The sequence below is a fragment of the Pseudomonas sp. LBUM1656 genome, assembly GCF_059716065.1.
Window position 1 is genome coordinate 5062500 of record NZ_CP166800.1, and the last position, 25426, is coordinate 5087925.

Genomic DNA, 25426 nt, shown 5'->3' on the forward strand with positions numbered 1-25426 from the left:
TGTTACCTCTTGCGTAATACGTAAACTCGCCACATGGCATAGAGCGGTAAAAAGTCCAGTTGTTCCTGAATACGGAACCCCGCCTGTTCGAACTCCTTTTCTACCGTGGCAGCCGGTAACACAAATCGGTTCTGGTAACCTTCCTGCCCACGCCGTTGCTCTGAGCGTTTGCGTTTCCAGGCTTTGAAGTTGCCGTCCACCCACAATGAAAGGATCACGCTGTCACGCGTGACTCGTTCAAATTCGCGCAGGATGGCCAGTCGATGCTCGGCTTCGCCGATGTGATGGAGCAAACGCATGCAGAAAATGCTGTCGACGGCATTGTCGGGCAAGGCAATGTCGAATGCGGAAGTGTGCAAGGGTTGTACCCGTTTCACCACGTCGGCCGGTTGCGCCTGGGTGGCAATCTTCAACATTGACTCGGAGTTGTCGGCCCCGATGATCGCGCGATTGGCTTTTTCCGCCAGCAATGGCCAGAAACGCCCCGCACCGCAAGGCAAATCAAGGACCAGCCCGGGCTCACCGACCAGCGCCAGCGCCTTTCGCGCCATCTGCTCGTCACGCCAGTGGGACAGTCGACGGCCGAGGCCGTCCTGATGCTTGCGCAAGTAACGTTGCGCGTGTTGGTCGTCGTACTTTTCGGAAAAATCTAGTTTGATCGGGCCGTCCATCATTAAGGTCTCCTGAACTTCTGATGACACCTACCTTAGGTAGCGTAGTGTCAGCGTCAGGTCATACCTTTGTGAAAAAATTGTTATGTAAATACCCAATCATTTCAAGGTTTTTCAGCGTGACAGTCATGATTCGCGGATTCGATCATTGAGCTGCGCTATCCGTGGCTCAATGCCACCTGAAAACGACAGCCATTAGGTTCCATATTGGTCAGGCTGACGTTCCAGCCCTGGTTCTCGCAGATCCGCTGCACCAGAGACAACCCCAGCCCCAGGCCTTCGCCGCGCTTTTCGCTGCCGCGCACAAAGGGCTCGAACATGGCCTCGCGTTTTTCCTCGGGAATGCCCACGCCGCTGTCCTCTACCGTAAAACCCGTCGCCGTGAGGGTCAAGCGGATGAACCCGTGTTCGGTGTAATGCAGTGCGTTACGCAACAGGTTGCCCATGACGGCGTGCAAGAGCGTTGCGTTGTAGCAGGTGCCAAGTGGATTGCCTGGCTCGAAGATCAAATTCAGGCCCTTGGCTTCAATCGGTTCGCGCCACTGGTTGAGCAACCCGTCGGCGACCTGCCCCAGCGTCTGCTGGGGCGCCATGCTGACGTCCTCTCGCTGGGTCCTGGCCAACATCAGGAACGTTTGCACCAGCTCGCGCATCTCGGCGCAGGCGCGGGCAATTCGCTCGACCTGAGCCCGGCCACGCTGGTCGATACCGGGGTTTTCCAACAGCAACTCACAGGAACTGGCCAACACCATCAACGGCGTGCGCAGTTCGTGGCTGACGTCGCTGGTAAACAGTCGCTCACGGGTCAACGCCTGACGCAAACGCCCAAGGGTGGCGTCGAAGGCAACGGCCAACTCACCCACCTCGTCAGCGGCATAATCCGGCGCCAAAGGAGGCGCCAGACCCAGTAATTGATCACGATGACGCACCTGACGAGCCAGTCGCACCACCGGCGCCATCACTTTGCGCGCCAGGACCCAACCCAGAAAGACCGCCAACGCCAGGCTCAGCACGAAGCCCACCAGCACCACGGCAAACAGCACCCGCTCACGCTCTTCGAAATCGCTTTGGTCCTGAAGCAACACGTAACGCCGGCCATCGACGATTTCGACCATCGCGTGATACGACAGCTGCTCGCGAAAGACCTCGTGGAAACCGGAATCCAGGTGCCGCAAATCCTTGGGCAACTCGAAGTCCCCCGGCCCGCCACTGAAATAGAACAACTGGTCCGGCTCGGGGCGATGGCTCCAGTCCGAGACGCTGTCCATCAGCAACAGCCGTTGCAAGTCGCCGCCCAGCCCCGCCGAAATCAGCTTTTCTTCCACCAGGTGCACGGTCGCCACAATGCCCATGGCGAAGGCACCCGCCACCAGCGCGCTCATCAGCGCAAAGGCGATGATGATCCGCTGGGCAAGGCTCTGCTTAAACTCCATCACGGCCCTCGGCCAAGCGATAACCCACACCGTGCACGGTTTGCAGCAAGGGCTTGGCGAAGGGCTTGTCGATCACCTGACGCAGTTGATGGACGTGGCTGCGCAAGCTGTCGCTGTCCGGGCAGTCATCGCCCCACAGGGCTTCTTCGAGAATTTCGCGGCGCAGTACATGCGGGCTTTTCTGCATCAGCACGGCCAGCAACTTCAGGCCGACCGGGTTGAGTTTGAGCAGGCGACCTTCGCGGGTCACTTCCAGGGTGTCGAGGTCGTAGCTCAGATCGCCGACCTGCAAGGTTCGACGACCGCCACCCTGGGCACGCCGCATGACCGCCTCGATACGCGCCGCCAGCTCGGACAGGGCGAACGGTTTGATCAGGTAGTCATCGGCGCCGGACTTGAAGCCTTGCAGCCGGTCGTCCAGCTGATCGCGCGCGGTGAGCATGATCACCGGCGTATCGCGACGGGCGTCTTCGCGAAGACGTTTGCACAGCGTGTAGCCGTCGATGCCGGGCAACATGATGTCGAGCACGATCAGGTCATAGTGCTCGGTGGCCGCCAGGTGCAGGCCTGACAAACCGTCCTGCGCGCAATCCACGGTGTAGCCTTTGAGCCCCAGGTAATCGGCCAGATTGGCCAGGATATCGCGGTTGTCTTCAACCAATAGAATTCGCATGGGCACCTCCTCCGCACACAGTAACGGCCGTCATGGCCCGCGCAGCTTAAGGCCAAGTGTGGCTCACGGCTAGGACTGCGTGCAGTTGTCAATCCGATAGAAAAACCGATGACGGATTGACAAGTTTTTCACTCTCGATTCACACGCCGACGACAGTGCAAGGGACAGACTCCGCGCGGATGCGCTCTCCAGAACCCTTCACCGACCAAGGAATTGCCATGGCTTCGACCGCTGCCCGCCCCGCTTCCAGGCCCCTCAACTTTTGGGTGTGCCTGGGGGTTCCCGCTATCACGGCGATCATTTTGGTGCTGCTTGAACTGACGTCCCTGGACATGGACCTGGCCAAACTGTTCTACGACCCGGTCGCCGGGGATTTCATCGGGCGCCACAGTTACTTCCTTGAAAACATACTGCATGACCGTGCCAAGCAAGTGGTGATCGCATTTTCGGTGTTTGCGATTATCGGGCTCATTGGCGCCTTTTTCGTGGACAGGCTCAAACCGTTCAAACGGGAACTGGGCTGTCTGGTGCTGTCGCTGGCGCTGGCGACCTCGTTCGTGACGCCGGTCAAAGCAGTGACAGCAGTGCAATGCCCGTGGAGTCTTGAGCAGTTCGGCGGCCACGAAACCTACAGCGAACTGCTCAGCCCACGCCCGCCCACCGACAAGCCTGGCCGCTGCTGGCCCGGGGGTCATGCGGCGACCGGGTTTACGCTGTTTGCGTTGTTCTTTGTACTGCGTGACCGGCGTCCGCGACTGGCGCGCCAGGCGTTTGTGTTTGCGTTCGCATTGGGGACGGTATTTTCGGTGAGCAGGATGATGCAGGGGGCGCACTTCTTCTCGCACAACGTGTGGACGGCGATTTTTTGCTGGCTGATTTGCCTGGGGTCGTATTACTACATCCTTTACCGACCGGCTTCCAAAGTTGAGCAGGTGACGAAAGCACAACCGATCAACGCCTGATACACACAGATCCAAATGTGGGAGCGGGCTTGCTCGCGACGAGGGGGTGTCAGTCAACATCAATGCTGTCTGACACACCGCATTCGCGAGCAAGCCCGCTCCCACATTTAATCGGGGTGAACCTGAAGGCAATAAAAAACCCCGCCGGCTCATCGCCTGCGGGGTTTTTATGTACGGGGTAAGGCTGGCTTACATCATGCCGCCCATGCCGCCCATACCGCCCATGTCTGGCATGCCGCCGCCAGCTGGGCCGTCTTCCTTGATCTCGGCGATCATGGCTTCGGTGGTGATCATCAGGCTGGCAATCGACGAAGCCGCTTGCAGAGCCGAACGAGTCACTTTAGCCGGGTCCAGGATACCCATTTCGATCATGTCGCCGTATTCGCCGGTCGCAGCGTTGTAACCGTAGTTACCCGAACCCTGCTTGACCTTGTCGACCACTACGCTTGGCTCGTCGCCGGAGTTGGCAACGATCTGGCGCAGTGGCGCTTCAACAGCGCGACGCAGCAACTGGATGCCAACGTTCTGGTCATCGTTGTCGCCTTTCAGCTCGGAGATTGCCTGCAGAGCGCGAACCAGTGCCACGCCGCCGCCAGGTACCACGCCTTCTTCAACGGCTGCACGGGTTGCGTGCAGGGCGTCTTCAACGCGGGCTTTCTTCTCTTTCATTTCAACTTCGGAGCCAGCGCCAACCTTGATCACTGCAACGCCGCCGGACAGTTTGGCCAGACGCTCTTGCAGTTTTTCACGGTCGTAGTCGGACGAAGTGTCGGCCACTTGCTGACGGATTTGCAGAACGCGAGACTGGATATCAGCTTCAACGCCGGCACCGTCGATCACGGTGGTGTTTTCCTTGGTCACGGTGACGCGCTTGGCATTACCCAGGTGTTCCAGGGTAGCGCTTTCCAGGCTCAGACCGATCTCTTCGGAGATAACGGTACCGCCGGTCAGAACGGCGATATCTTGCAGCATGGCCTTGCGACGATCGCCGAAACCTGGAGCCTTGACGGCAACCACTTTAACGATACCGCGCATGTTGTTCACAACCAGAGTCGCCAGGGCTTCGCCTTCAACGTCTTCGCTCACGATCAGCAGTGGGCGGCCGGCTTTGGCAACAGCTTCCAGCACTGGCAGCAGTTCGCGGATGTTCGAGATCTTTTTGTCGACCAGCAGGATCAGCGGACCGTCCAGCTCGGCAGTCATGGTCTCTGGCTTGTTGACGAAGTACGGGGACAGGTAGCCACGGTCGAACTGCATGCCTTCAACAACCGACAGTTCGTTTTCCAGGCCCGAGCCTTCTTCAACGGTGATCACGCCTTCTTTACCGACTTTTTCCATGGCTTCGGCAATGATGTCGCCGATGGAGCTGTCGGAGTTGGCCGAGATGGTGCCGACCTGAGCGATGGCCTTGGTGTCAGCGCAAGGCTTGGACAGGGCTTTGAGCTCTTTGACGATAGCGATGGTCGCTTTGTCGATACCGCGTTTCAGGTCCATCGGGTTCATGCCGGCAGCGACGGCTTTGAGGCCTTCGTTGACGATCGATTGAGCCAGAACGGTAGCGGTGGTGGTGCCGTCGCCTGCGTCATCGTTGGCACGGGAGGCAACGTCTTTGACCAGCTGCGCGCCCATGTTTTCGAAGCGATCTTTCAGCTCGATTTCTTTGGCAACGGACACGCCGTCCTTGGTGATGGTCGGAGCGCCGAAGCTCTTCTCGATGATCACGTTACGGCCTTTAGGGCCCAGGGTCGCTTTTACTGCGTCAGCCAGGACGTTGACACCGGCGAGCATTTTCTTGCGGGCGGAATCGCCGAATTTAACTTCTTTAGCAGCCATGATCGATATTCCTTAAATACTTTGTAGTAGCGGGAAAATGAGCGGGGAATCAGCCTTCGACAACAGCGAGGATTTCGCTCTCGCCGATGACCAGCAGGTCTTCGCCGTCAACTTTCACAGTGTTGCTGCCGGAGTAAGGGCCGAACACAACCTTGTCACCCACTTTCACGGACAGCGCACGCACTTCACCGTTGTCCAGGACTTTGCCCGGGCCTACAGCGAGGACTTCGCCCTGGTTTGGCTTTTCAGCAGCCGAACCTGGCAGGACGATACCGCCAGCGGTTTTCTTTTCTTCTTCGCTGCGACGGACGACGACGCGGTCATGCAGAGGACGAAGCTTCATTGTCGATCTCTCCTAATTGTGGTTTTCATCGGCCGGTGTATTCCCGGCGGGTTTAACAAATCCGGCGGTGCCGGGTGCGGTTCGTCAAGCGAACCGCGGAAGTCTGTCTGGCGTGATCGCCAGAAACCTTGCGGTGACCGTTACATAAGGGCGCATAAGCTTATTACAAGGGTGGGGATCGAAATTTTTTGCATCAATGCCCCGAAAACGAACACGGCACCCGAAGGTGCCGTGCAGCTGAAACGCTTTACTTGGTATCGCGGTGTTCGTACTCGCCTTCGATCACATTGGGCTCGCGGCCCAGCGGCGGCTGCGGAGCAGGACCGCCACGTGGTTGAAGATCGTCGGCGAACGCACGCTGACGGATCGCCGCCTCTTCAGCACGCTGGCGCATTTTATTGGCCAGCAATCGGCGGGAGATCGGCAGCAGCATGATCAGACCCAGCACGTCGGTGACGAAGCCCGGCAGGATCAACAGACCACCCGCCAGGGCCAGCATCAATCCTTCCAGCATGGTCTGGGCCGGCAGCTCGCCACGGTTCAGGCTTTCACGAGCACGCAACGCAGTGGCCAGACCGGCGATACGCAGCACGAACACGCCGAGCATCGAGCCGAGAATGATCAGCAGCAGGGCCGGGAAAAACCCGATGGCCCCGCTGACCTTGACGAATACGAACAGCTCCAACACCGGAAACAGTACAAAGAGCAATAAAAAAGGGCGCATCAAATGGTTCCTCAACGCAAGAATGCCTTGCCAGTCTTCCCTAGATGACGTCGCCGTTTCGTGAATTCAAGCGTCGGCCACTTCATTTTTTGGCCAATGCTCGGCGTGAGCCAGGAAAACCAAGGCTTCGCGCACTTGTGTCGGCGTATTACAAGTTGCCTGGAACGGCAGCCAGTACAGGGCCTGACCAATGCGCAGGTGCATGCCTTCGCTGTCGATGCCGGCCAGTTGCGCCGGTTCGGTTTTCGGCAGGCCTGCCAGTTCGACGTAATGGGCGATGGCCTTGGCGTGATCGGCATTCATATGCTCGACCATGCTCAATTCGGCTTTGCCGGCGAACGGGTTGGCCAGGGTCAGATGATCGACCCAGTGAATCGCGCCGAAACCGCCGATGTAGCGGTGACGCACAGGCTTGAGCACCCAGAAATCGAAATCGTGGGCCTTGTGGTAGCTCTGTGAATCAGGGAAATAACGGTAGTAACGCTCGGCCGCCGCTTCGATCGCGGCTTCGTCTTCGAGCTTGGCGGCATCGGCTAGGTAAGTCAGGCGACCAACGGCTTGCACGTCGTCAGCCTCACGCTCGCCCACAAACAGCGAGCATTTCGGATCTTTCTGCAGGTTATGGGTGTGCTGGGCGATACGGCTGATAAGGATCAGCGGCCGTCCTTGCTCGTCCAGGCAGTAAGGAACGACGGAGCCAAACGGGAAACCGGGCATCGCCTTGGAGTGCGTTGACAGCACTCCACGGTATTCCTTGAGAAGCAATTCTCGGGCATTCTTGGCCGCTTCAACGCTCAATTTATGACTCCTTATATAGAATCCGTCGAAAAAACGGACAGGCGCCTGGGGATAAGTTCCAGTACGCCATCGGGGCAGTTCTCATGTGCAACCAGGCCACATCAGGTGCAGATCGAGAGGCCCTCTAGGAAGGAAACCACTCTGAACCTGCTATTGGGGCATGCGAATGCAACTCACTGACAAAGTAATCATTATCACTGGCGGTTGCCAGGGTTTAGGCCGCTCCATGGCCGAGTATTTCGCCGGTAAAGGCGCGAAGCTGGCGCTGGTCGACCTGAACCAGGAAAAGCTCGACGACACCGTCGCGGCCTGCAAAGCCAAGGGCGTCGAGGCGCGGGCTTATCTGTGCAACGTCGCCAATGAAGAGCAAGTGACGCACATGGTCGCTCAGGTGGCCGGGGATTTTGGCGCGATTCATGGCCTGATCAACAACGCCGGGATCCTGCGCGACGGGCTGCTGCTGAAGGTCAAGGATGGTGAAATGACCAAGATGAGCCTGGCCCAATGGCAGGCGGTCATCGACGTCAACCTGACCGGCGTGTTCCTGTGCACCCGTGAAGTCGCGGCAAAAATGGTCGAGCTGAACAACAGCGGCGCCATCATCAATATCTCCTCGATCTCCCGTGCCGGCAACGTCGGCCAGACCAACTACTCCGCCGCCAAGGCTGGCGTGGCTGCGGCGACCGTGACCTGGGCCAAGGAACTGGCGCGTTACGGCATTCGCGTGGCGGGCATTGCGCCGGGCTTTATCGAAACCGAGATGACGCTGGGCATGAAGCCTGAAGCCCTGGAGAAGATGACGGCCGGGATTCCGCTCAAGCGCATGGGCAAACCGGAAGAGATCGCCCATTCGGCGGCGTACATCTTCGAGAACGACTACTACACCGGCCGGATTCTGGAAATGGATGGCGGGTTGCGGATCTAAGGCCCCCATAGATCAATGTGGGAGCTAGCCTGCTAGCGATTGCGGTGGTTCAGCCAACATATTTGCTGAATGTGAATCCGCTATCGCTAGCAGGCTAGCTCCCACAGTTGATTGAGTTTCAGGCCATCAATCGTCGCTGACGGTGATGTTCGGCATCGCCGGCGACACCGCTTCCTGCAGCACAATCCGCGCGCCAACATGACGGGCGAGTTCCTGGTACACCAGCGCAATCGGGCTGTCCGGCTCGGCGATCACCGTTGGCTTGCCGCCATCGGCCTGCTCGCGGATAGCCATTGCCAGCGGCAACGACGCCAGCAGTTCGACGCCATATTGATTGGCCAGCTTCACCCCGCCACCTTCACCGAACAGATGCTCGGCATGCCCGCAGTTGGAGCAGATGTGCACGGCCATGTTTTCCACCACGCCCAGCACCGGGATGTTGACCTTGCGGAACATCTCCACGCCTTTGCGCGCGTCCAGCAGCGCCAGGTCTTGCGGGGTGGTGACGATGACGGCCCCGGCCACCGGGACTTTCTGCGCCAGGGTCAACTGGATGTCACCGGTGCCTGGCGGCATGTCGATGACCAGGTAATCCAGATCGCCCCAGGCGGTTTGCGTGACCAGTTGCAACAACGCGCCGGAGACCATCGGCCCGCGCCAGACCATCGGGGTGTTGTCGTCGGTCAGGAAGGCCATGGACATCACTTCGACGCCATGGGACTTGATCGGCACGAACCACTTCTGATCCTTGACCTTTGGTCGGGTGCCTTCCGGGATGCCGAACATGATGCCTTGGCTCGGACCGTAGATGTCCGCGTCGAGAATCCCGACCTTGGCGCCTTCACGGGCCAGGGCCAGTGCGAGGTTGGCAGCGGTGGTGGATTTGCCCACGCCGCCCTTGCCGGACGCCACGGCCACCACGTTCTTGACGTTGGCCAGCCCCGGAATCTGCGCCTGAGCCTTGTGCGCGGCGATCACGCTGCTGATGTCAACGCGAGCGCTCGTCACGCCGTCGAGGCCTTCGATCGCCATTTGCAGCATCTGCGACCAGCCACTTTTGAACAGACCGGCGGCGTAACCCAGCTCCAGCTGGACGCTGACGCGATCACCCTGGATGTCGATGCCGCGCACGCACCCGGCGCTGACCGGGTCCTGGTTCAGGTAAGGGTCGGTGTATTGGCGAAGGACGGCTTCCACCGCTGCGCGATTGACGACGCTCATGGGCAACTCCGATAGCAAGACTGGAAAATCAGGCGGGTATCGTACCTGTTCTCACGCACGGACGGCATGCTTTCAGGATGTGACAAATAACCCAGACCTGTAGCAGCTGGCGCAGCCTGCGTTCGGCGGCGCAGCCGTCGTAAAACCAGACACCGCAGTGTTTCAGGTAGTCCCTGTTGCCCGGATTCACGACGGCTTCGCCGCCGAACGCAGGCTTCGCCAGCTGCTACATGGGACCGTGATGGCCAGTCGCGGGGGTGAAAAATATGCGCCGGCGCTTTATAGTGGCCGACCTCCGTTTCATCAAGTAGCCGAGCCCCATGTCCGAGCCACGCAAGATCCTCGTCACCAGCGCCCTGCCCTATGCCAATGGTTCGATCCATCTTGGCCACATGCTGGAATACATCCAGACCGATATGTGGGTGCGCTTCCAGAAGCACCGCGGCAATCAATGCATTTATGTCTGCGCCGACGACGCCCACGGTTCGGCCATCATGCTGCGCGCGGAAAAGGAAGGCATCACCCCGGAACAACTGATCGCCAACGTCCAGGCTGAACACAGCGCCGACTTTGCCGAGTTCCTGGTGGACTTCGACAACTTCCACTCCACTCACGCCGAAGAAAACCGTGAGCTGTCGAGCCAGATCTACCTGAAGCTGCGCGACGCCGGGCACATCGCCCAGCGCTCGATCACCCAGTATTTCGACCCGGAAAAGAAAATGTTCCTGGCCGACCGCTTCATCAAGGGCACCTGCCCGAAATGCGGCACTGAAGACCAGTACGGCGACAACTGCGAAAAATGCGGTGCGACCTACGCACCCACCGACCTGAAGGATCCGAAGTCGGCCATCTCGGGCGCCACTCCGGTGCTCAAGGATTCCCAGCACTTCTTCTTCAAGCTGCCGGATTTCCAGGAAATGCTGCAAACCTGGACCCGCAGCGGCACGTTGCAAGAAGCCGTCGCGAACAAGATCGCCGAATGGCTGGATGCCGGCCTGCAACAGTGGGACATCTCCCGTGATGCGCCGTACTTCGGTTTCGAGATCCCCGACGAGCCAGGCAAGTACTTCTACGTCTGGCTGGATGCGCCGATCGGCTACATGGCCAGCTTCAAGAACCTCTGCGATCGCACGCCGGAGCTGGACTTCGACGCGTTCTGGGGCAAGGACTCCACCGCCGAGCTGTACCATTTCATCGGCAAGGACATCGTCAACTTCCACGCCCTGTTCTGGCCGGCGATGCTCGAAGGCGCCGGTTTCCGCAAGCCGACCGGCATCAACGTGCACGGCTACCTGACCGTCAACGGCCAGAAAATGTCCAAGTCCCGCGGCACCTTCATCAAGGCCCGGACGTACCTGGATCACCTGTCGCCGGAATACCTGCGCTACTACTACGCGGCCAAGCTGAGCCGTGGCGTCGACGATCTTGACCTCAACCTCGAAGACTTCGTGCAGAAGGTCAACTCCGACCTGGTCGGTAAAGTCGTCAACATCGCCAGCCGTTGCGCAGGCTTCATCCAAAAGGGTAACGGCGGTTTGCTGGTGGCCGGCAACGCCGCGCCGGAACTGACCGAAGCGTTCCTCGCCGCAGCGCCAAGCATCGCCGAGGCCTACGAGGCTCGCGACTTCGCCCGTGCCATGCGCGAGATCATGGGCCTGGCCGACCGTGCCAACGCCTGGATCGCCGACAAGGCGCCGTGGTCGCTGAACAAACAGGAAGGCAAGCAGGACGAAGTCCAGGCCATCTGCGCCCTGGGCGTCAACCTGTTCCGCCAACTGGTGATATTCCTCAAGCCGGTCCTGCCGTTGCTGGCCGCCGATGCCGAGGCGTTCTTGAACGTCGCGCCGCTGACCTGGGACGACCACGCCACTTTGCTCAGCAATCATCAGCTGAACGAGTTCAAGCCGTTGATGACCCGTATCGACCCGGTGAAAGTGCAAGCCATGAGCGACGCCTCGAAAGAAGACCTGACCGCCAGTGCAACCGATACCGGTGACGCTGCGCCTGCCGGTAACGGCGAACTGGCCAAGGATCCGCTGTCGCCGGAAATCGAGTTCGACGCCTTTGCCGCTGTCGACCTGCGCGTGGCCTTGATCCTCAAGGCCGAACACGTGGAAGGGGCCGACAAACTGCTGCGCCTGACCCTGGACATCGGTGACGAGCAACGCAACGTGTTCTCCGGGATCAAGAGCGCTTATCCGGATCCGTCCAAGCTCGATGGCCGTCTGACCATGATGATCGCCAACCTCAAGCCGCGGAAAATGAAGTTCGGCATCTCCGAAGGCATGGTGATGGCCGCCGGCCCTGGCGGTGAAGAAATCTACCTGCTCAGCCCCGACAGCGGCGCCAAGCCGGGTCAGCGCATCAAGTAAGGGTGTGCGGTAAATCGATCCCACAGTCGTGCCTGTCGCGGCTGTGGGATTTTCATATCTGGCCCCACCCTCCGTCCTTGCCGGATAATGCCTAAGCTTTTTAGACCGCTGCGTTAAAAAGCCCTATTTCAACCGGCACGATCATGACCGAGATTCTGCTTACGCTTATCAGCGCTGCCCTGATCAACAACCTCGTGTTGCACTGGCCGCTGGGCGCCGATCCGCTGCTGGGCAGCGAGCGCGATCAGGTTCATGCCCTGGGCATTGCGACGACGTGCCTGATGCTGATGGTCGGAACGTTGAGCTACTCGGCCTGGCACTGGCTGCTGGTGCCGCTGGAAGTGACGTCACTGCGCCTCTTCGTGTTCCTGCCTTTGAGCGTTTTGCTGATCGGCCCGCTGCTGAAGGTGCTTTCCCGGTCACTGCCCAGGCTTGCGTTCGATGGCCTCTGGCCGTTGCTGCTGGGCAACGCGGGCGTGCTTGGGCTGACATTGCTCAACGCCCAGAACGACAAAGGATTCTTTCACGCCACTGCCCTGAGTCTCGGCTCCGGGCTGGGTTTCTGGCTGGTGCTGAGCCTGTTCAGCGACTTGCGCCAGCGCACCATCGAAAATGATATCCCCCTGCCCTTTCGTGGCCTGCCGATCAAGCTGATCGGTGCCGGATTGACCGCAGTGGCTTTTCTCGGATTCAGCGGGCTGATCAAAACATGAGTCTGATTCAACGCATCGATGCCCTCTTGCCGCAGACCCAATGCGGCAAGTGCGGCCACCCCGGGTGCAAGCCGTACGCCGAAGGCATTGCCAGCGGCGAGCCGATTAACAAGTGCCCGCCGGGTGGCAGCGAAACCATCGCCGCACTGGCTGATTTGCTGAAAGTGCCAGTGCTGGAACTGGACGTCAGTCGCGGTTCGGCCCCGGCGCAGATCGCCTATATTCGGGAAGCGGAGTGTATTGGCTGCACCAAATGCATCCAGGCGTGCCCAGTGGATGCGATCGTCGGCGCGGCGAAATTGATGCACACGGTGATCGTCGACGAATGCACCGGTTGCGACCTGTGTGTCGCGCCCTGCCCGGTGGACTGCATCGAGATGCGGCCACTGCCCTTGGCCACGGTGCTGCCGATTGTCGGTGGCTTGGCGTTCAGCTTTGAGGAACAACGGGCGCGCACCGCCAAACGCAACCATGCGCGGCGTCGTTTCGAACAGCGCAACGCCCGCTTGCGTCGGGAAGAAGAGCAGAAACTCGCCGAACGCCAGGCACGCGCTCAACGTGCCGTGCCGCACAACGAAGTGCCGACACTCGACCCGGTTCAGGCTGCGCTTGAGCGCGTGCGTGCGCAGAAAGCGGCCAACGCCGATGCAGCGCTGAAAAAAGCCAAGATCGATGTGGCGATGAGTCGCGCGCAACTGAACAAGTCGCTCAAGGCCTTCGGGCATCCGCCAACCTTCGAGCAGCAATCGCAATTGATCGTGCTGCAACAGCAGTTCGAAGTGGCGGAGCAAGCCTTGGCGAAACTGGAAAGCAGCGCGCCGCCCACCCCGGCGCCGGTCGCGCCACCGAAGGACGCCGAGCTGAAACGGGCGAAGATCCAGCTGGCCATGCGACGCGCCGAACTCAACAAAGCGCGAACCAGCGAAGCAGCGGCTGAACAAGTGGCAGCGCTGGAACTCGCGGTGAAGGACGCCGAGCGCCAGGTGGATGCCCATGCTGCCCCTTGAGTCGGTGGACGAACGCCTTCAGCAGGCCATGAAGCTGGTATTGCTGGCCACCGTGCCGGGGATGCTGGTGTTGTTCTGGCTGTATGGCTGGGGCGTGTTGATCAACCTGATTCTGGCAGCCGTTAGCGCATTGGCCGTTGAAGCCGCGGTGTTGCGACTGCGCAAGCGAGCCATCAAACCGACCTTGAGCGACGGCAGCGCCTTGGTCAGCGCGACACTACTGGCACTGGCCTTGCCACCTTATTGCCCATGGTGGCTGACCGTCAGTGCGACGGCATTCGCGTTACTCGGCAAACACCTCTACGGCGGCGTCGGCAAAAATCCGTTCAACCCGGCGATGCTCGGTTTTGCCTTCGTGCTGGTGGCCTTTCCCCAACAGATGACCCTCTGGCCGTCATCGCATGGCATGAACCTGCTCGGTGGCTTGCAACAGGTCTTCGGCTTCGGCCAGGTGCCAGATGCCTGGGTCCAGGCCACGGCGCTGGACAGCCTGCGGATCAACAAAAGCCTGACCATGGACGAACTCTTCGCCGGTAACCCGGCGTTCGGCCATTTCGGCGGACGCGGCGTGGAATGGGTCAACCTGGCCTTTCTCGCCGGTGGCGCGTTCCTTCTGCAACGGCGGGTGTTCACCTGGCACGCCCCGGTCGGCATGCTCGCCAGCCTGTTCGTTATCAGCCTGCTGTGCTGGAACGGTTCGGGCTCCGACTCCCATGGCTCGCCGCTGTTTCATCTGCTCACCGGCGCGACCATGATAGGGGCATTCTTTATTGCCACCGAGCCGGTGTCCGGCGCGAAAAGCCCCGGCGCCCGACTGCTGTTCGGTGCTGGCGTGGGATTGCTGACCTACCTGATTCGAACCTGGGGTGGTTATCCGGACGGCGTGGCGTTTGCCGTGCTGCTGATGAACCTTTGTGTCCCGGCGCTGGAGCGGTTTGTCGCGTCCAGGCAGGAGCAGGTTGCACCATGAACCGGGCGACGAGTGTTGTAATGCTGGTGCTCCTGGCCGCGCTGGGGATTAGTGCGACGTACTTCGTGCAACACGCCAGCGAACCGCGCATCAGCGCACAACAGCGCTTGATCGACAGCCGCAACCTGCTGGATGTGCTACCGCCGGACAGCTACGACAATCAACCACTGGACCAGCCGCTCGCCCTCGAAAATATCCGGCTGCCCAATAGCACGCTGCTGGGTGGTTATCTGGCAACCCAGACCGGCCAACCTCGCGCGGTGTTGCTGCGCAGCCTGGCCATAGGTTACGAGGGCTCCATCGAGCTGCTGATTGCCATCGGCGCAAACGGCAAGTTGCTGGGGGTCAAAACCCTCAAGCAGTCGGAAACCCCGGCGCTGGGTGGCAAGATCGCGGACTGGCCCAATGCCTGGCTTCAGGCATTTACCGGCAAGTCCCGAGCCGACCCGGGTGACATGGGCTGGGCCTTGAAAAAAGACCAGGGGCAATTCGATCAGATAGCGGGCGCGACCATTACTTCAAGAGCGGTGATCAGCGCCGTCCATGACGCGTTGCGCTACTTCGATGAGCATCCGCAACAGCTGATCGGGAGCAGCGCTCATGAATAAGTCAGCAACGCTGCGCAACTCACTGATGCTTGCGCCTCTGATCGGCGCTACGGACGCCTGGCTGACGGCCCTGGGCCTGTGGCTGATGTTCTTCGTGGTGATCAATGCTTATGACGTCAGCATGGCGGCCTTGCGATCACGGCTGATCCCGTCCACCCGATTGCTTGCCAGTATCCTGCTGGCGGCCACGTTGACCAGTTGCGCAGAACTTGCCGCGCAGGTCTTGTCGCTTCAATGGCATCAACACATGGGGATCTATGCAGGATTGATCGCCGTGCAATGCCTGGTGCTGGAACACAACGGCTTTTTCCAGGCGCCACGACTTGATCGCCTGCGCCTGTGTGGCCTGTTTGGCGTGCTGATGGTGGGCCTTGGCCTGCTGCGCGAGTTCGTCGGCAACGGCGGCCTGCACCTGGCCACGCTGGTCCCGGGCGGATTTATTCTCCTGGGACTGCTGATCGCCATCTGGCAGGCCTGGCACCGCCCGACTCCCTCACACTGACCTATTTCGAGGAAACGCACTGTTCATGAATGCCGCAAAACGCCTGGAAATTTTCCGCAGGTTTCACGAAGACAACCCGGAACCGAAGACCGAACTGGCCTATTCCTCGCCGTTCGAATTGCTGATTGCCGTCATTCTTTCCGCCCAGTCGACGGATGTCGGCGTGAACAAGGCCACCGCCAAACTCTACCCGGTGGCCAATACGCCGGCGGCGATTCATGCCCTGGGCGTTGAAGGGTTGTCGGAGTACATCAAGACCATCGGCCTGTTTAACAGCAAAGCGAAAAACGTGATCGAAACGTGCCGCTTACTGGTAGAGCGCCATGGCGGCGAAGTACCACAAACCCGAGAAGAACTGGAAGCGCTGCCCGGCGTCGGCCGCAAGACCGCCAACGTAGTGCTCAACACCGCTTTTCGCCAACTGACCATGGCCGTGGACACTCACATTTTCCGGGTCAGCAACCGCACGGGCATTGCTCCAGGCAAGAACGTGGTCGAGGTGGAGATGAAGCTGATGAAGTTTGTCCCCAGGCAATACCTGCTCGATTCCCACCATTGGCTGATCCTGCATGGGCGCTACGTTTGTCTGGCGCGCAAGCCTCGTTGCGGGAGCTGCCGGATCGAAGACCTGTGCGAATACAAGCAAAAGACCTCGGACGATTGAGGCGCTATTAGATTTATTGATCCATCGATTGAAAAAATCTTTTTTACCCGCCGGGAGTTTGTCGATATAAGGAGCGCCAAAGGCAGTCTTAGCCTGGAGTTAACCTTATGAGCACTGGCAAAGAGCAATTGGACGTAGAAGACGACTTCACACCCGTTGAGGCCGATGACGCTGAACCGGTGGTTGAAGTGGCGAAGACCAACCTGAGCAAACGCCGCACCATCGACAATCTGCTGGAGGAGCGCCGACTGCAAAAGCAATTGGCCGATTACGATTTTGACCTGTGACACCTAAAAGCCTCCCGAAACGGAGGCTTTTTACTAAGTGCCAATCCCTCAATCGCCAGTGCACTCATACCAGTCCATTGCGCTGAGCCAGCTCAATCAGGTCGACCAGGGACCGGGCATTGAGCTTCAACAACAGGCGAGTCTTGTAAGTACTTACCGTTTTATTGCTGAGGAACATTCCATCGGCGATCTCCTTGTTTGTCTTTCCTCGGGCCAATTGTTGTAACACCATCATTTCGCGCCCGGACAAACGATCCACCATGTCCGCTTCACTGGCATTCCCGAGACTGGAGCGAACGGTATGCAGCGCCTGATTGGGAAAGTAGCTGTAGCCAGACAGCACGGCTTTTATCGCACTGAGCAATTCAGTGAGATCCTGCTGTTTGCAAACATATCCGGCGGCACCCGACTGCATGCAACGCATGGAAAAATGCCCGGGCGCCTGAGACGTCAGTATCAGCACTTTAAGAGGCATTGCCGTCGAGGTCAGGCGCGCGATAACTTCCAGCCCGTCCAGCTTCGGTATTCCTATATCCAGAATGACAATATCCGGCATAAGTTCGCGGGCAAGTTGTAACGCATCCACACCGTTATCTGTTTCTGCAATGACTTCGTAGCCATGACGCTCCATCAGCATACGTACCGCAAGACGAATGACGGGGTGATCATCCACGATCAGCACTTTATTCATGGGCAAGTCCAATTTCGCTGTTCGAATTTTTAGAGCCCGCACAATAGCCTAGTCGTTTCATCCATGGCATGCCGCCCCCCTCGGCCACCCGCAGCGAGAGACATTCCCTACAAACAAGCAGGATATGTCTTACAAAAATCAGACGATTACTGTGTGTCTTAAATTTTACCGTCCAGTTACCGCAATGCTTTTAAAACTGGTTTTGTATCGATTTACATCATGAAATCAAAGAAACCAGAGGCTGACCGAGGGATCCGTCAAGCGCTGACGATTGAGCTACGCTTAAAAAGTAACCGATATTTTCAACCCACCTTTGACATGAGACATGTTAGAACCCTGAATTACCACCCAAACCAATCACAACAAATTTCACACAAAGCAATACTTCAGAAACAGAAATCAACCTCATACCTATTAAAACAACACCCACAAAATCGCCCAATTTGCGAACAATACAGCTACTATGAAATCACCAACAAACACACTAAAAGGATACTACCAAACTTAGACACCGTTCTCTGTAACACCCTAACTTACCAACCCCCGGAATCTCTCCATGAACCAATCGAGAAAAGACAATCTTTCATGAGCAAACAACATGATAAAATTCAAAACAAGAATCTCCAACCCCATGACAATCATTGCGATATTTGCGACGCTGTCTGAAACTTCGGCTGCTATTTCTCTTCCCTTTCTCGACAATGAGGAACGAGAGATCTATATCTGGTTCCTTATAAGTTTTCCCTTTTATTTGCTCTTCCTGTTCTTCGCCACACTCAACTTCAACTATCGATCGCTTTACGCGCCCTCTGATTTTGAGAAAGGAAAGCATTTTATAAAGGTCATGACCGATGCAGAACACTCGCAAGGCAACACACCAGAGCATTTGATTGAGCATCACGTACGCTCAACGGTGTCGCTGAAGGATCTGCACATCGTCGATGCACGATGGATGAGCAGCAAAATGGATTTCAACACCTTGATGGAGAAGGTCCAGCACCCACAGGAAAACCCTGCACGCGTGATCGTGTTTCTCACGTGTACCGACTCAGAGGCATGGCTGAAGGAAGGCGCGCACAAGCATTCGAAACAGACAAAGAAACGCCACGGCGCTGCGTTCTGGGTTGCTTACAATTTGAGCTCACACGGCATGACGACTATGGCTTGAGAAGCGATAGCAGAAGACAGCACTCGAGGGACGATCGGAGAGCAAAAGCAAACGACATCGTATTGGTAACAACAACAAGAAAGCTGAAACAGAATGCCTCGCAGGAATATTCCCTCTTTCAGATGTGTGGCCTTGTCACCGACAAGGCCACATTTCCATTACCGTCGTTGCGGCATCACAGGTCTCAGAAGAGCTTCCGGCCTTTGTTTGCAGCAATGCGCATGCGCAAGGCGTTGAGCTTGATAAAGCCCGCCGCGTCGGCCTGGTTGTAGGCGCCGCCATCTTCTTCGAAGGTCGCGATGTTGGCATCGAACAACGATTCGTCGGACTTGCGACCGGTGACGATTACGTTGCCCTTGTACAACTTCAGGCGCACAACGCCGTTCACGTGGGCCTGGGACGCATCGATCATCTGTTGCAGCATCAGACGCTCAGGGCTCCACCAGTAACCGGTGTAGATCAGGCTGGCGTATTTAGGCATCAGCTCGTCTTTGAGGTGAGCCACTTCACGGTCCAGGGTGATCGATTCGATCGCACGGTGAGCGCGCAGCATGATGGTGCCGCCAGGGGTTTCGTAGCAGCCACGGGACTTCATGCCCACGTAACGGTTCTCGACGATGTCGAGACGGCCGATACCGTGTTCGCCACCGATACGGTTCAGTGTAGCCAGCACGGTGGCCGGGGTCATTTCGACGCCGTCCAGTGCCACGATGTCGCCGTTGCGGTAGGTCAGTTCCAGGTACTGCGCCTTGTCTGGAGCCTTCTCCGGGGAGACGGTCCATTTCCACATGTCTTCTTCGTGCTCGGTCCAGGTGTCTTCCAGCACGCCGCCTTCATAGGAGATGTGCAGCAGGTTGGCATCCATCGAGTACGGGGATTTTTTCTTGCCGTGGCGCTCGATCGGGATGTTGTGCTTTTCAGCATAATCCATCAGCTTTTCACGGGAGAGCAGGTCCCACTCGCGCCAAGGGGCGATCACTTTCACGCCTGGCTTGAGTGCGTAGGCGCCCAGTTCGAAACGAACCTGGTCGTTGCCTTTACCGGTGGCGCCGTGGGAAATGGCGTCAGCGCCGGTTTCGTTGGCGATTTCGATCAGGCGTTTGGCGATCAACGGACGAGCGATGGAAGTACCCAGCAGGTACTCGCCTTCGTAAACGGTGTTGGCGCGGAACATCGGGAAAACGAAATCTCGCACGAATTCTTCGCGCAGATCGTCGATGTAGATCTCTTTCACGCCCATGGCCTGAGCCTTGGCGCGTGCAGGTTCGACCTCTTCGCCCTGACCCAGGTCAGCGGTAAAGGTCACCACTTCACAGTTATAAGTATCCTGCAGCCACTTGAGGATCACCGAAGTGTCCAGGCCGCCGGAATACGCCAGAACGACCTTGTTTACGTCCGCCATGCCATCACTCCACGGGGTTCTACGGAAAGCCGTGAAGTCTACCGGTCATACGCAATAATTTACAGAGGCGCGACAGCTTATGACGACGAAGCGACAGATTCTGTCGAACGCGCGACGATTTCAGCGGGTTCAGGAAGTCGCCGGAGCGCTTCCCTGTGTGGTGGTTTGAGGCGCGACTTTCTCGGTCGGTGCCACCCGCTCCAGGCGCACGGCGACCCGGCGATTCTTCGCGCGGTTGCTGGCATTGGTGTTCGGCGCCACAGGATAGCGCTCACCGTGGAAGCGCATAGTGATCTGCGATTCCTGGATGCCGGCGGCCTTGAAATAGTCCATCACCGCCAAGGCCCGGCGGCGTGACAGTTCGCGGTTGGTCAGGCGATTGCCGCTGTTGTCGGAGTGCCCGTCGAGTTCGATGTGATTGACCGTCGGATCCGCCTTCATGAACTCCAGCATCACCTGCAACTGCGCCTTGGCTTGTGGATCGAGATCCACACCTTCACCCGGGAAGCCGATCTCGGACTGTTTGACCTGCTCGAAATTCTTCGGCAGCAGTTTCGCGACGCAACTCTGATAATCGTTGAAAGCCTTGTTGAACTTGACCGGCAACAGACGCACTTCCGACACGCGACCGTCACCAGAGGAGTGCCGTATGACTGGGCTGCGGCCGTCCATCAGCCCGCTGATCAGGCGCCCGGCCTGAACTTGCGAACTGTTGAACAATACGTTGCCACTGCCGATTCTCACCGAGCCCAGGTTGATGTCGCCACGTCCCGGCTGCCACGGCGCAGCGGCCGCCAGCAGGGTCGCGGAACCGCCGCCGATCATTGCGTTGTAGGCTTTGAGACGGAACGTCGCCTGCTCGCCCGCACGGCGCACGAACTCACCCGAACCGAAATCGGTGATCGGTTGAGTCAGGCGGCATTCGAATTTGTCACCTTCGACCGTCCACTCGATGCTCTCCAGACGCGTCTGGAAAGTGAGCGCCATCGCAGGGAGGCTGGCAAACACACTGAGCAAGGCTAAATAACGCTGGCGCACGGGAGGCTCCACTGGCTTCTACAACAAAAAGACCGATACACATATTTACGGCATACCTGTTGGATATCGGAAGCTTCCTCCAAAACTTGATAGCGAGTGCCTGAGAGAGTCTTTTCCGGTAGCATTCCCCAGAGTTTGACCCGCCTGGAATCCCCTCATGTCCGACCGCCTGACCCTGCTGCGTCCCGACGACTGGCATATTCATCTTCGCGATGGTGCTGTGTTGACCAATACCGTTGCGGATGTCGCGCGCACCTTTGGTCGCGCCATCATCATGCCCAACCTGGTACCTCCGGTGCGTAACGCCGCTGAAGCCGACGGCTATCGCCAGCGGATTCTCGCTGCGCGCCCGGCCGGCAGTCGTTTCGAACCGTTGATGGTGCTGTACCTGACCGACCGTACCCAGCCCGAGGAAATTCGCGAGGCCAAGGCCAGCGGTTTCGTCTACGCCGCCAAGCTTTACCCGGCTGGTGCGACCACCAACTCGGATTCGGGTGTCACCAGTATCGACAAGATTTTCCCTGCACTTGAGGCCATGGCCGACGTCGGGATGCCCTTGCTGATTCACGGTGAAGTCACCCGTGGCGATGTCGATGTGTTCGACCGCGAAAAACTCTTCATCGATGAGCACATGCGTCGTGTGGTCGAGCGTTTCCCGACGCTCAAAGTGGTGTTCGAACACATCACCACCGCCGACGCCGTGCAGTTCGTCAACGAGGCTTCGGCCAACGTTGGCGCGACCATCACCGCGCATCACCTGCTGTACAACCGCAATCACATGCTGGTGGGCGGGATTCGGCCGCACTTCTATTGCCTGCCGATCCTCAAGCGCAATACCCACCAGGAAGCCCTGCTCGACGCCGCCACCAGCGGCAGCGACAAGTTCTTCCTCGGCACCGACTCAGCGCCCCACGCCCAGCACGCCAAAGAAGCGGCCTGCGGCTGCGCCGGTTGCTACACCGCCTATGCAGCGATCGAGATGTACGCTGAAGCCTTTGAACAACGCAACGCGCTGGACAAGCTCGAAGCCTTCGCCAGCCTCAACGGCCCGCGTTTCTATGGCCTGCCGGTAAACACCGATCGCATCACCCTGGTCCGCGATGAGTGGACCGCCCCGACCAGCCTGCCATTTGGCGAGCTGACCGTAATCCCGCTGCGCGCCGGTGAAAAACTGCGCTGGCGCCTGCTGGAGGAACACGCGTGAGTGAAGACCATTTCGACGACGAACAGGACGGTCAAGGCGGCGGAGGTGGTTCGCGCCACCCGATGGCTGAGCGCTTCCGTGGATACCTGCCAGTTGTTGTCGACGTTGAAACCGGTGGTTTCAACTCTGCCACTGACGCCTTGCTGGAAATCGCCGCGACCACTATCGCCATGGATGAAAAAGGGTTTGTGTATCCCGATCACACCTATTTCTTCCGTGTCGAGCCTTTTGAAGGTGCGAACATTGAAGCGGCTGCGCTGGAATTCACCGGGATCAAACTCGATCACCCGCTGCGGATGGCGGTGAGCGAAGAAGCAGCATTGACCGACATCTTCCGTGGCATCCGCAAGGCCCTGAAAGCCAACGGCTGCAAACGGGCCATTCTGGTCGGGCACAACAGCAGCTTCGACCTGGGCTTCCTTAACGCCGCTGTCGCGCGTCTGGACATGAAACGTAATCCGTTTCATCCGTTCTCCAGCTTCGATACCGCAACCCTCGCCGGTCTGGCTTACGGTCAAACCGTACTGGCCAAGGCTTGCCAGGCAGCGGACATCGACTTTGACGGTCGTGAGGCGCACTCGGCTCGCTACGACACCGAGAAGACGGCCGAGCTGTTCTGCGGCATTGTCAATCGCTGGAAACAAATGGGCGGCTGGGAAGACTTCAACGACTGATGTGGGAGCGAGCCTGCTCGCGATGCAGGCGACGCGGTTTAACATGAAGATCGCGTCATCGTTCATCGCCAGCAAGCCGGCTCCTACAGGAACCTGCGTTTATCCCGCCCATAAAAAAACCGGCCTCAACGGCCGGTTTTTTTATGCCTCGAACGTGCCTTACAGCGCAGCAGCGTTCTCGGTCAGGTAAGCCGCGACACCTTCGGTGGAAGCGGTCATGCCTTTGTCGCCTTTTTTCCAGTTGGCAGGGCAGACTTCGCCGTGCTCTTCGTGGAATTGCAGCGCGTCGACCAGACGGATCAGCTCTTCAATGTTACGGCCCAGCGGCAGGTCGTTGATGATCTGCGAGCGGACAACACCTTTGTCGTCGATCAGGAACGCGCCACGGAAAGCCACACCGCCTTCGGACTCAACGTCGTAGGCCTTGGCGATTTCGTGCTTCAGGTCGGCAGCCATGGTGTAGCGAACTTCGCCGATGCCACCATTGTTGACCGGAGTGTTGCGCCAGGCGTTGTGGGTGAAGTGCGAGTCGATCGAAACAGCGATCACTTCAACGTTGCGTGCCTTGAAGTCAGACATGCGGTTGTCCAGAGCGATCAGCTCGGACGGGCAAACGAAGGTGAAGTCCAGTGGGTAGAAGAACACCAGGCCGTATTTGCCTTTGATGGCCGACGACAGGGTGAAGCTGTCTACGATTTCGCCATTGCCGAGTACGGCCGGTACGGTGAAGTCAGGGGCTTGTTTGCCTACGAGTACGCTCATTGAATATCTCCTGGTCTATTAACGTGAAGAACTGGGTTCGCGTCAGCCTGCCACCCTCAGGCGACAGCCCTGTGACACGACCCCCTTCGCAAGGACCGACCATCATACACGGCGTTTTTGAGCTGTCCTCAACGGTTTTTCACCGATGCACCAAATAGGCCGTCGCGGCAGGTAATGGCAGATCGCTAGATGAAAACCGTTCGTCAGTCACAGGCGCTTATAACGCAAAGCTTTCAGAAACCACTTTGACAATCATTCTCGTTAACATTAAGATCCATCGCAATTGAGTCACAACCAGCGACGGTTTTCACTTATGTATGTCTGCCTCTGCACTGGCGTCACCGACGGTCAAATCCGCGATGCAATCTATGAAGGTTGCTGCAGCTACAAAGAAGTCCGTCAGGCGACTGGCGTAGCCAGCCAATGCGGTAAATGCGCCTGCCTTGCCAAGGAAGTGGTGCGTGAAACCCTGACCAAATTGCAATCGGCACAGGCCGCGATTCCTTATCCTGTAGAATTTACAGCAGCGTAAATACCGTATTTCAAAGAACCGGACTTGATGTCCGGTTTTTTTATGTCTGAAAATCAACTGCTTACGCTCTAGACGCGGAACACAAACATTCTTATTCCGATTAATTTTCACTTAAGTTTCAATAACTTAGGTTTGACACTCTTAGTTGTGCGGCTCAAACTCAGCCTTATAGACAGCTAATACAGGGCAGGACCCCATCATGAAAGGCGACATTACAGTCATCCAGCATCTCAACAAGATCCTTGCCAATGAGCTGGTCGCGATCAATCAATATTTCCTGCATGCGCGCATGTACGAAGATTGGGGTCTGAACAAGCTCGGCAAGCACGAATACCACGAATCCATCGACGAGATGAAACACGCGGACAAGCTGATCAAGCGCATCCTGTTCCTCGAAGGCCTGCCGAACGTCCAGGACCTGGGCAAGCTGCAGATCGGCGAACACACCCAGGAAATGCTTGAGTGTGACCTGCGTATCGAAAAAACCGGTCATGCCGACCTCAAGGTTGCCATCGCTCATTGCGAAACCGTTGGCGACTTCGGTAGCCGTGAATTGCTCGAAGACATTCTTGAATCCGAAGAAGAACATATCGACTGGCTGGAAACCCAACTGGGCCTGATCGATAAAATCGGTCTTGAGAACTATCTGCAATCGCAGATGGGCGAAGACGAGTAAGTTAGCACCCGCTAAATTCGAGACAATAAAAAGCCCCGCTCTCTTTTATAGAGGCAGGGCTTTTTTATGCCCGAGATTCGCAGGGCAATCCTGTAGGAGCCGGCTTGCTGGCGAACAACAACACGCGGTTTATCTGATTAACCGCGTGTTCGTTCATCGCCAGCAAGCCAGCTCCTACAGGGTGGATCAGGCTTCGGTCTTGTTGGCAGCAGCCGCTTCAACAGCCGTCTTGATCGTGGTCTGCAACGAACCGTCAGCAGCCATCTCGGTCATGATGTCGCTACCGCCGACCAGCTCACCACCGACCCACAATTGCGGGAAGGTTGGCCAGTTGGCGTATTTTGGCAGGTTGGCGCGGATTTCCGGGTTCTGCAGGATGTCCACGTACGCAAACTTTTCACCACATGCCATCACGGCCTGCGCAGCTTTCGCGGAGAAGCCACACTGCGGGGCATTCGGCGAACCTTTCATGTAAAGCAGAATGGTGTTGTTAGCAATCTGCTCTTTAATCGTTTCGATGATATCCATGGAGCACCTCGGCTGAACTTTCCGACTCAAGGGTCGGCACGGTGG

Annotated in this window: 27 protein-coding genes and 1 pseudogene; 15 read left to right on the top strand and 13 right to left on the bottom strand. The window is 58.1% G+C overall.

Going from position 1 to position 25426, the window contains the following annotated elements:
* Positions 1–2 precede the first annotated feature (2 nt).
* The 3 genes from ACA072_RS22865 to colR all read right to left on the bottom strand — a co-directional run bounded on the left by ACA072_RS22865 (position 3) and on the right by colR (position 2777).
* On the bottom strand, positions 3–671 hold the full coding sequence (locus ACA072_RS22865) for a class I SAM-dependent methyltransferase (RefSeq protein ID WP_497625033.1): 669 nt from the start codon (positions 669–671) through the stop codon (positions 3–5).
* A 158-nt stretch (positions 672–829) separates the two neighbouring features.
* The gene (locus ACA072_RS22870) at positions 830–2104 is read right to left on the bottom strand and encodes a sensor histidine kinase (protein ID WP_497620773.1); all 1275 of its coding nucleotides are present in this window, start codon (positions 2102–2104) and stop codon (positions 830–832) included.
* Positions 2094–2777 carry a two-component system response regulator ColR gene (gene colR, locus ACA072_RS22875; RefSeq protein ID WP_008032118.1) on the bottom strand — a complete coding sequence of 228 codons (684 nt, stop codon included), beginning with the start codon at positions 2775–2777 and terminating at the stop codon, positions 2094–2096. Before colR ends, ACA072_RS22870 begins: the two co-directional genes overlap by 11 nt.
* A 218-nt stretch (positions 2778–2995) precedes the next feature.
* On the opposite strand from colR, the gene ACA072_RS22880 reads away from it, so the two are divergent.
* Positions 2996–3739 (top strand): phosphatase PAP2 family protein, encoded by a 744-nt coding sequence (locus tag ACA072_RS22880; RefSeq protein WP_497620775.1) that lies wholly within the window; start codon positions 2996–2998, stop codon positions 3737–3739.
* A 189-nt stretch (positions 3740–3928) separates the two neighbouring features.
* On the opposite strand, the gene groL is transcribed toward ACA072_RS22880, so the two are convergent.
* The 4 genes from groL to ACA072_RS22900 all read right to left on the bottom strand — a co-directional run bounded on the left by groL (position 3929) and on the right by ACA072_RS22900 (position 7437).
* A complete protein-coding gene (gene groL, locus ACA072_RS22885; RefSeq protein WP_415773471.1) occupies positions 3929–5572 on the bottom strand; it encodes a chaperonin GroEL in 1644 nt (547 codons plus the stop codon).
* A 49-nt stretch (positions 5573–5621) separates the two neighbouring features.
* Complete coding sequence (locus ACA072_RS22890; RefSeq protein ID WP_007948593.1) at positions 5622–5915, bottom strand: co-chaperone GroES; 294 nt, start codon at positions 5913–5915, stop codon at positions 5622–5624.
* 247 nt (positions 5916–6162) lie between these two features.
* Positions 6163–6639: an FxsA family protein gene (locus ACA072_RS22895; protein WP_497620778.1), complete on the bottom strand. Its 477-nt coding sequence runs from the start codon at positions 6637–6639 to the stop codon at positions 6163–6165.
* Between the two features lie 66 nt (positions 6640–6705).
* On the bottom strand, positions 6706–7437 hold the full coding sequence (locus tag ACA072_RS22900) for a HugZ family pyridoxamine 5'-phosphate oxidase (RefSeq protein WP_497620780.1): 732 nt from the start codon (positions 7435–7437) through the stop codon (positions 6706–6708).
* Between the two features lie 166 nt (positions 7438–7603).
* On the opposite strand from ACA072_RS22900, the gene ACA072_RS22905 reads away from it, so the two are divergent.
* Positions 7604–8362: an SDR family oxidoreductase gene (locus ACA072_RS22905; protein ID WP_497620781.1), complete on the top strand. Its 759-nt coding sequence runs from the start codon at positions 7604–7606 to the stop codon at positions 8360–8362.
* 126 nt (positions 8363–8488) lie between these two features.
* On the opposite strand, the gene apbC is transcribed toward ACA072_RS22905, so the two are convergent.
* Positions 8489–9583: an iron-sulfur cluster carrier protein ApbC gene (gene apbC, locus ACA072_RS22910; protein ID WP_497620783.1), complete on the bottom strand. Its 1095-nt coding sequence runs from the start codon at positions 9581–9583 to the stop codon at positions 8489–8491.
* 320 nt (positions 9584–9903) lie between these two features.
* Between apbC and metG the strand changes: the two genes are divergently transcribed.
* The 8 genes and pseudogenes from metG (at position 9904) to ACA072_RS22950 (ending at position 16706) form a co-directional block, all read left to right on the top strand.
* Complete coding sequence (gene metG / locus ACA072_RS22915) at positions 9904–11955, top strand: methionine--tRNA ligase (protein WP_497620785.1); 2052 nt, start codon at positions 9904–9906, stop codon at positions 11953–11955.
* A gap of 143 nt (positions 11956–12098) precedes the next feature.
* Positions 12099–12668 carry an electron transport complex protein RnfA gene (locus ACA072_RS22920; protein WP_497620787.1) on the top strand — a complete coding sequence of 190 codons (570 nt, stop codon included), beginning with the start codon at positions 12099–12101 and terminating at the stop codon, positions 12666–12668.
* A gap of 17 nt (positions 12669–12685) precedes the next feature.
* Positions 12686–13060, top strand: a pseudogene (gene rsxB, locus ACA072_RS22925) (electron transport complex subunit RsxB); the annotation flags it as partial.
* 601 nt (positions 13061–13661) lie between these two features.
* On the top strand, positions 13662–14645 hold the full coding sequence (locus tag ACA072_RS22930) for an RnfABCDGE type electron transport complex subunit D (RefSeq protein WP_497620788.1): 984 nt from the start codon (positions 13662–13664) through the stop codon (positions 14643–14645).
* Positions 14642–15253 carry an RnfABCDGE type electron transport complex subunit G gene (locus ACA072_RS22935; protein ID WP_497620789.1) on the top strand — a complete coding sequence of 204 codons (612 nt, stop codon included), beginning with the start codon at positions 14642–14644 and terminating at the stop codon, positions 15251–15253. The genes ACA072_RS22930 and ACA072_RS22935 overlap by 4 nt, the downstream gene beginning before the upstream one ends.
* Positions 15246–15755 carry an Rnf-Nqr domain containing protein gene (locus ACA072_RS22940; RefSeq protein ID WP_497620790.1) on the top strand — a complete coding sequence of 170 codons (510 nt, stop codon included), beginning with the start codon at positions 15246–15248 and terminating at the stop codon, positions 15753–15755. The genes ACA072_RS22935 and ACA072_RS22940 overlap by 8 nt, the downstream gene beginning before the upstream one ends.
* 25 nt (positions 15756–15780) lie before the next feature.
* Positions 15781–16419 carry an endonuclease III gene (nth, locus tag ACA072_RS22945; protein ID WP_461976347.1) on the top strand — a complete coding sequence of 213 codons (639 nt, stop codon included), beginning with the start codon at positions 15781–15783 and terminating at the stop codon, positions 16417–16419.
* 107 nt (positions 16420–16526) lie between these two features.
* Positions 16527–16706, top strand: a complete 180-nt coding sequence (locus tag ACA072_RS22950; protein ID WP_007898493.1) for a PA3496 family putative envelope integrity protein — start codon at positions 16527–16529, stop codon at positions 16704–16706.
* A gap of 64 nt (positions 16707–16770) precedes the next feature.
* On the opposite strand, the gene ACA072_RS22955 is transcribed toward ACA072_RS22950, so the two are convergent.
* A complete protein-coding gene (locus ACA072_RS22955; RefSeq protein WP_007943575.1) occupies positions 16771–17397 on the bottom strand; it encodes a response regulator transcription factor in 627 nt (208 codons plus the stop codon).
* Positions 17398–17995: 598 nt separating this feature from the next.
* Here ACA072_RS22955 and ACA072_RS22960 point away from each other — a divergent pair.
* Entirely contained in the window at positions 17996–18565 is a 570-nt protein-coding gene (locus tag ACA072_RS22960) for a hypothetical protein (protein WP_497620792.1), read from the top strand.
* A 184-nt stretch (positions 18566–18749) separates the two neighbouring features.
* Here ACA072_RS22960 and ACA072_RS22965 read toward each other — a convergent pair whose 3' ends face one another.
* Positions 18750–19967: an argininosuccinate synthase gene (locus ACA072_RS22965; protein ID WP_007898502.1), complete on the bottom strand. Its 1218-nt coding sequence runs from the start codon at positions 19965–19967 to the stop codon at positions 18750–18752.
* Between the two features lie 129 nt (positions 19968–20096).
* Positions 20097–21005, bottom strand: a complete 909-nt coding sequence (locus ACA072_RS22970; protein ID WP_497620795.1) for a flagellar protein MotY — start codon at positions 21003–21005, stop codon at positions 20097–20099.
* A 157-nt stretch (positions 21006–21162) separates the two neighbouring features.
* Here ACA072_RS22970 and pyrC point away from each other — a divergent pair, with 157 nt between their 5' ends.
* Both pyrC and rnt read left to right on the top strand, forming a co-directional pair.
* Positions 21163–22209 (top strand): dihydroorotase, encoded by a 1047-nt coding sequence (gene pyrC / locus ACA072_RS22975; protein ID WP_497620797.1) that lies wholly within the window; start codon positions 21163–21165, stop codon positions 22207–22209.
* Positions 22206–22883 carry a ribonuclease T gene (gene rnt / locus ACA072_RS22980; RefSeq protein ID WP_064679478.1) on the top strand — a complete coding sequence of 226 codons (678 nt, stop codon included), beginning with the start codon at positions 22206–22208 and terminating at the stop codon, positions 22881–22883. Before pyrC ends, rnt begins: the two co-directional genes overlap by 4 nt.
* A 159-nt stretch (positions 22884–23042) precedes the next feature.
* Here rnt and ACA072_RS22985 read toward each other — a convergent pair whose 3' ends face one another.
* A complete protein-coding gene (locus ACA072_RS22985) occupies positions 23043–23645 on the bottom strand; it encodes a peroxiredoxin (protein WP_064679479.1) in 603 nt (200 codons plus the stop codon).
* A 313-nt stretch (positions 23646–23958) separates the two neighbouring features.
* Between ACA072_RS22985 and ACA072_RS22990 the strand changes: the two genes are divergently transcribed.
* Positions 23959–24177, top strand: a complete 219-nt coding sequence (locus tag ACA072_RS22990; protein ID WP_033057470.1) for a bacterioferritin-associated ferredoxin — start codon at positions 23959–23961, stop codon at positions 24175–24177.
* 199 nt (positions 24178–24376) lie between these two features.
* Positions 24377–24853 (top strand): bacterioferritin, encoded by a 477-nt coding sequence (gene bfr / locus ACA072_RS22995; RefSeq protein ID WP_461976357.1) that lies wholly within the window; start codon positions 24377–24379, stop codon positions 24851–24853.
* Positions 24854–25039: 186 nt separating this feature from the next.
* On the opposite strand, the gene grxD is transcribed toward bfr, so the two are convergent.
* Positions 25040–25381 carry a Grx4 family monothiol glutaredoxin gene (gene grxD / locus ACA072_RS23000; RefSeq protein WP_140668353.1) on the bottom strand — a complete coding sequence of 114 codons (342 nt, stop codon included), beginning with the start codon at positions 25379–25381 and terminating at the stop codon, positions 25040–25042.
* Positions 25382–25426 lie beyond the last annotated feature (45 nt).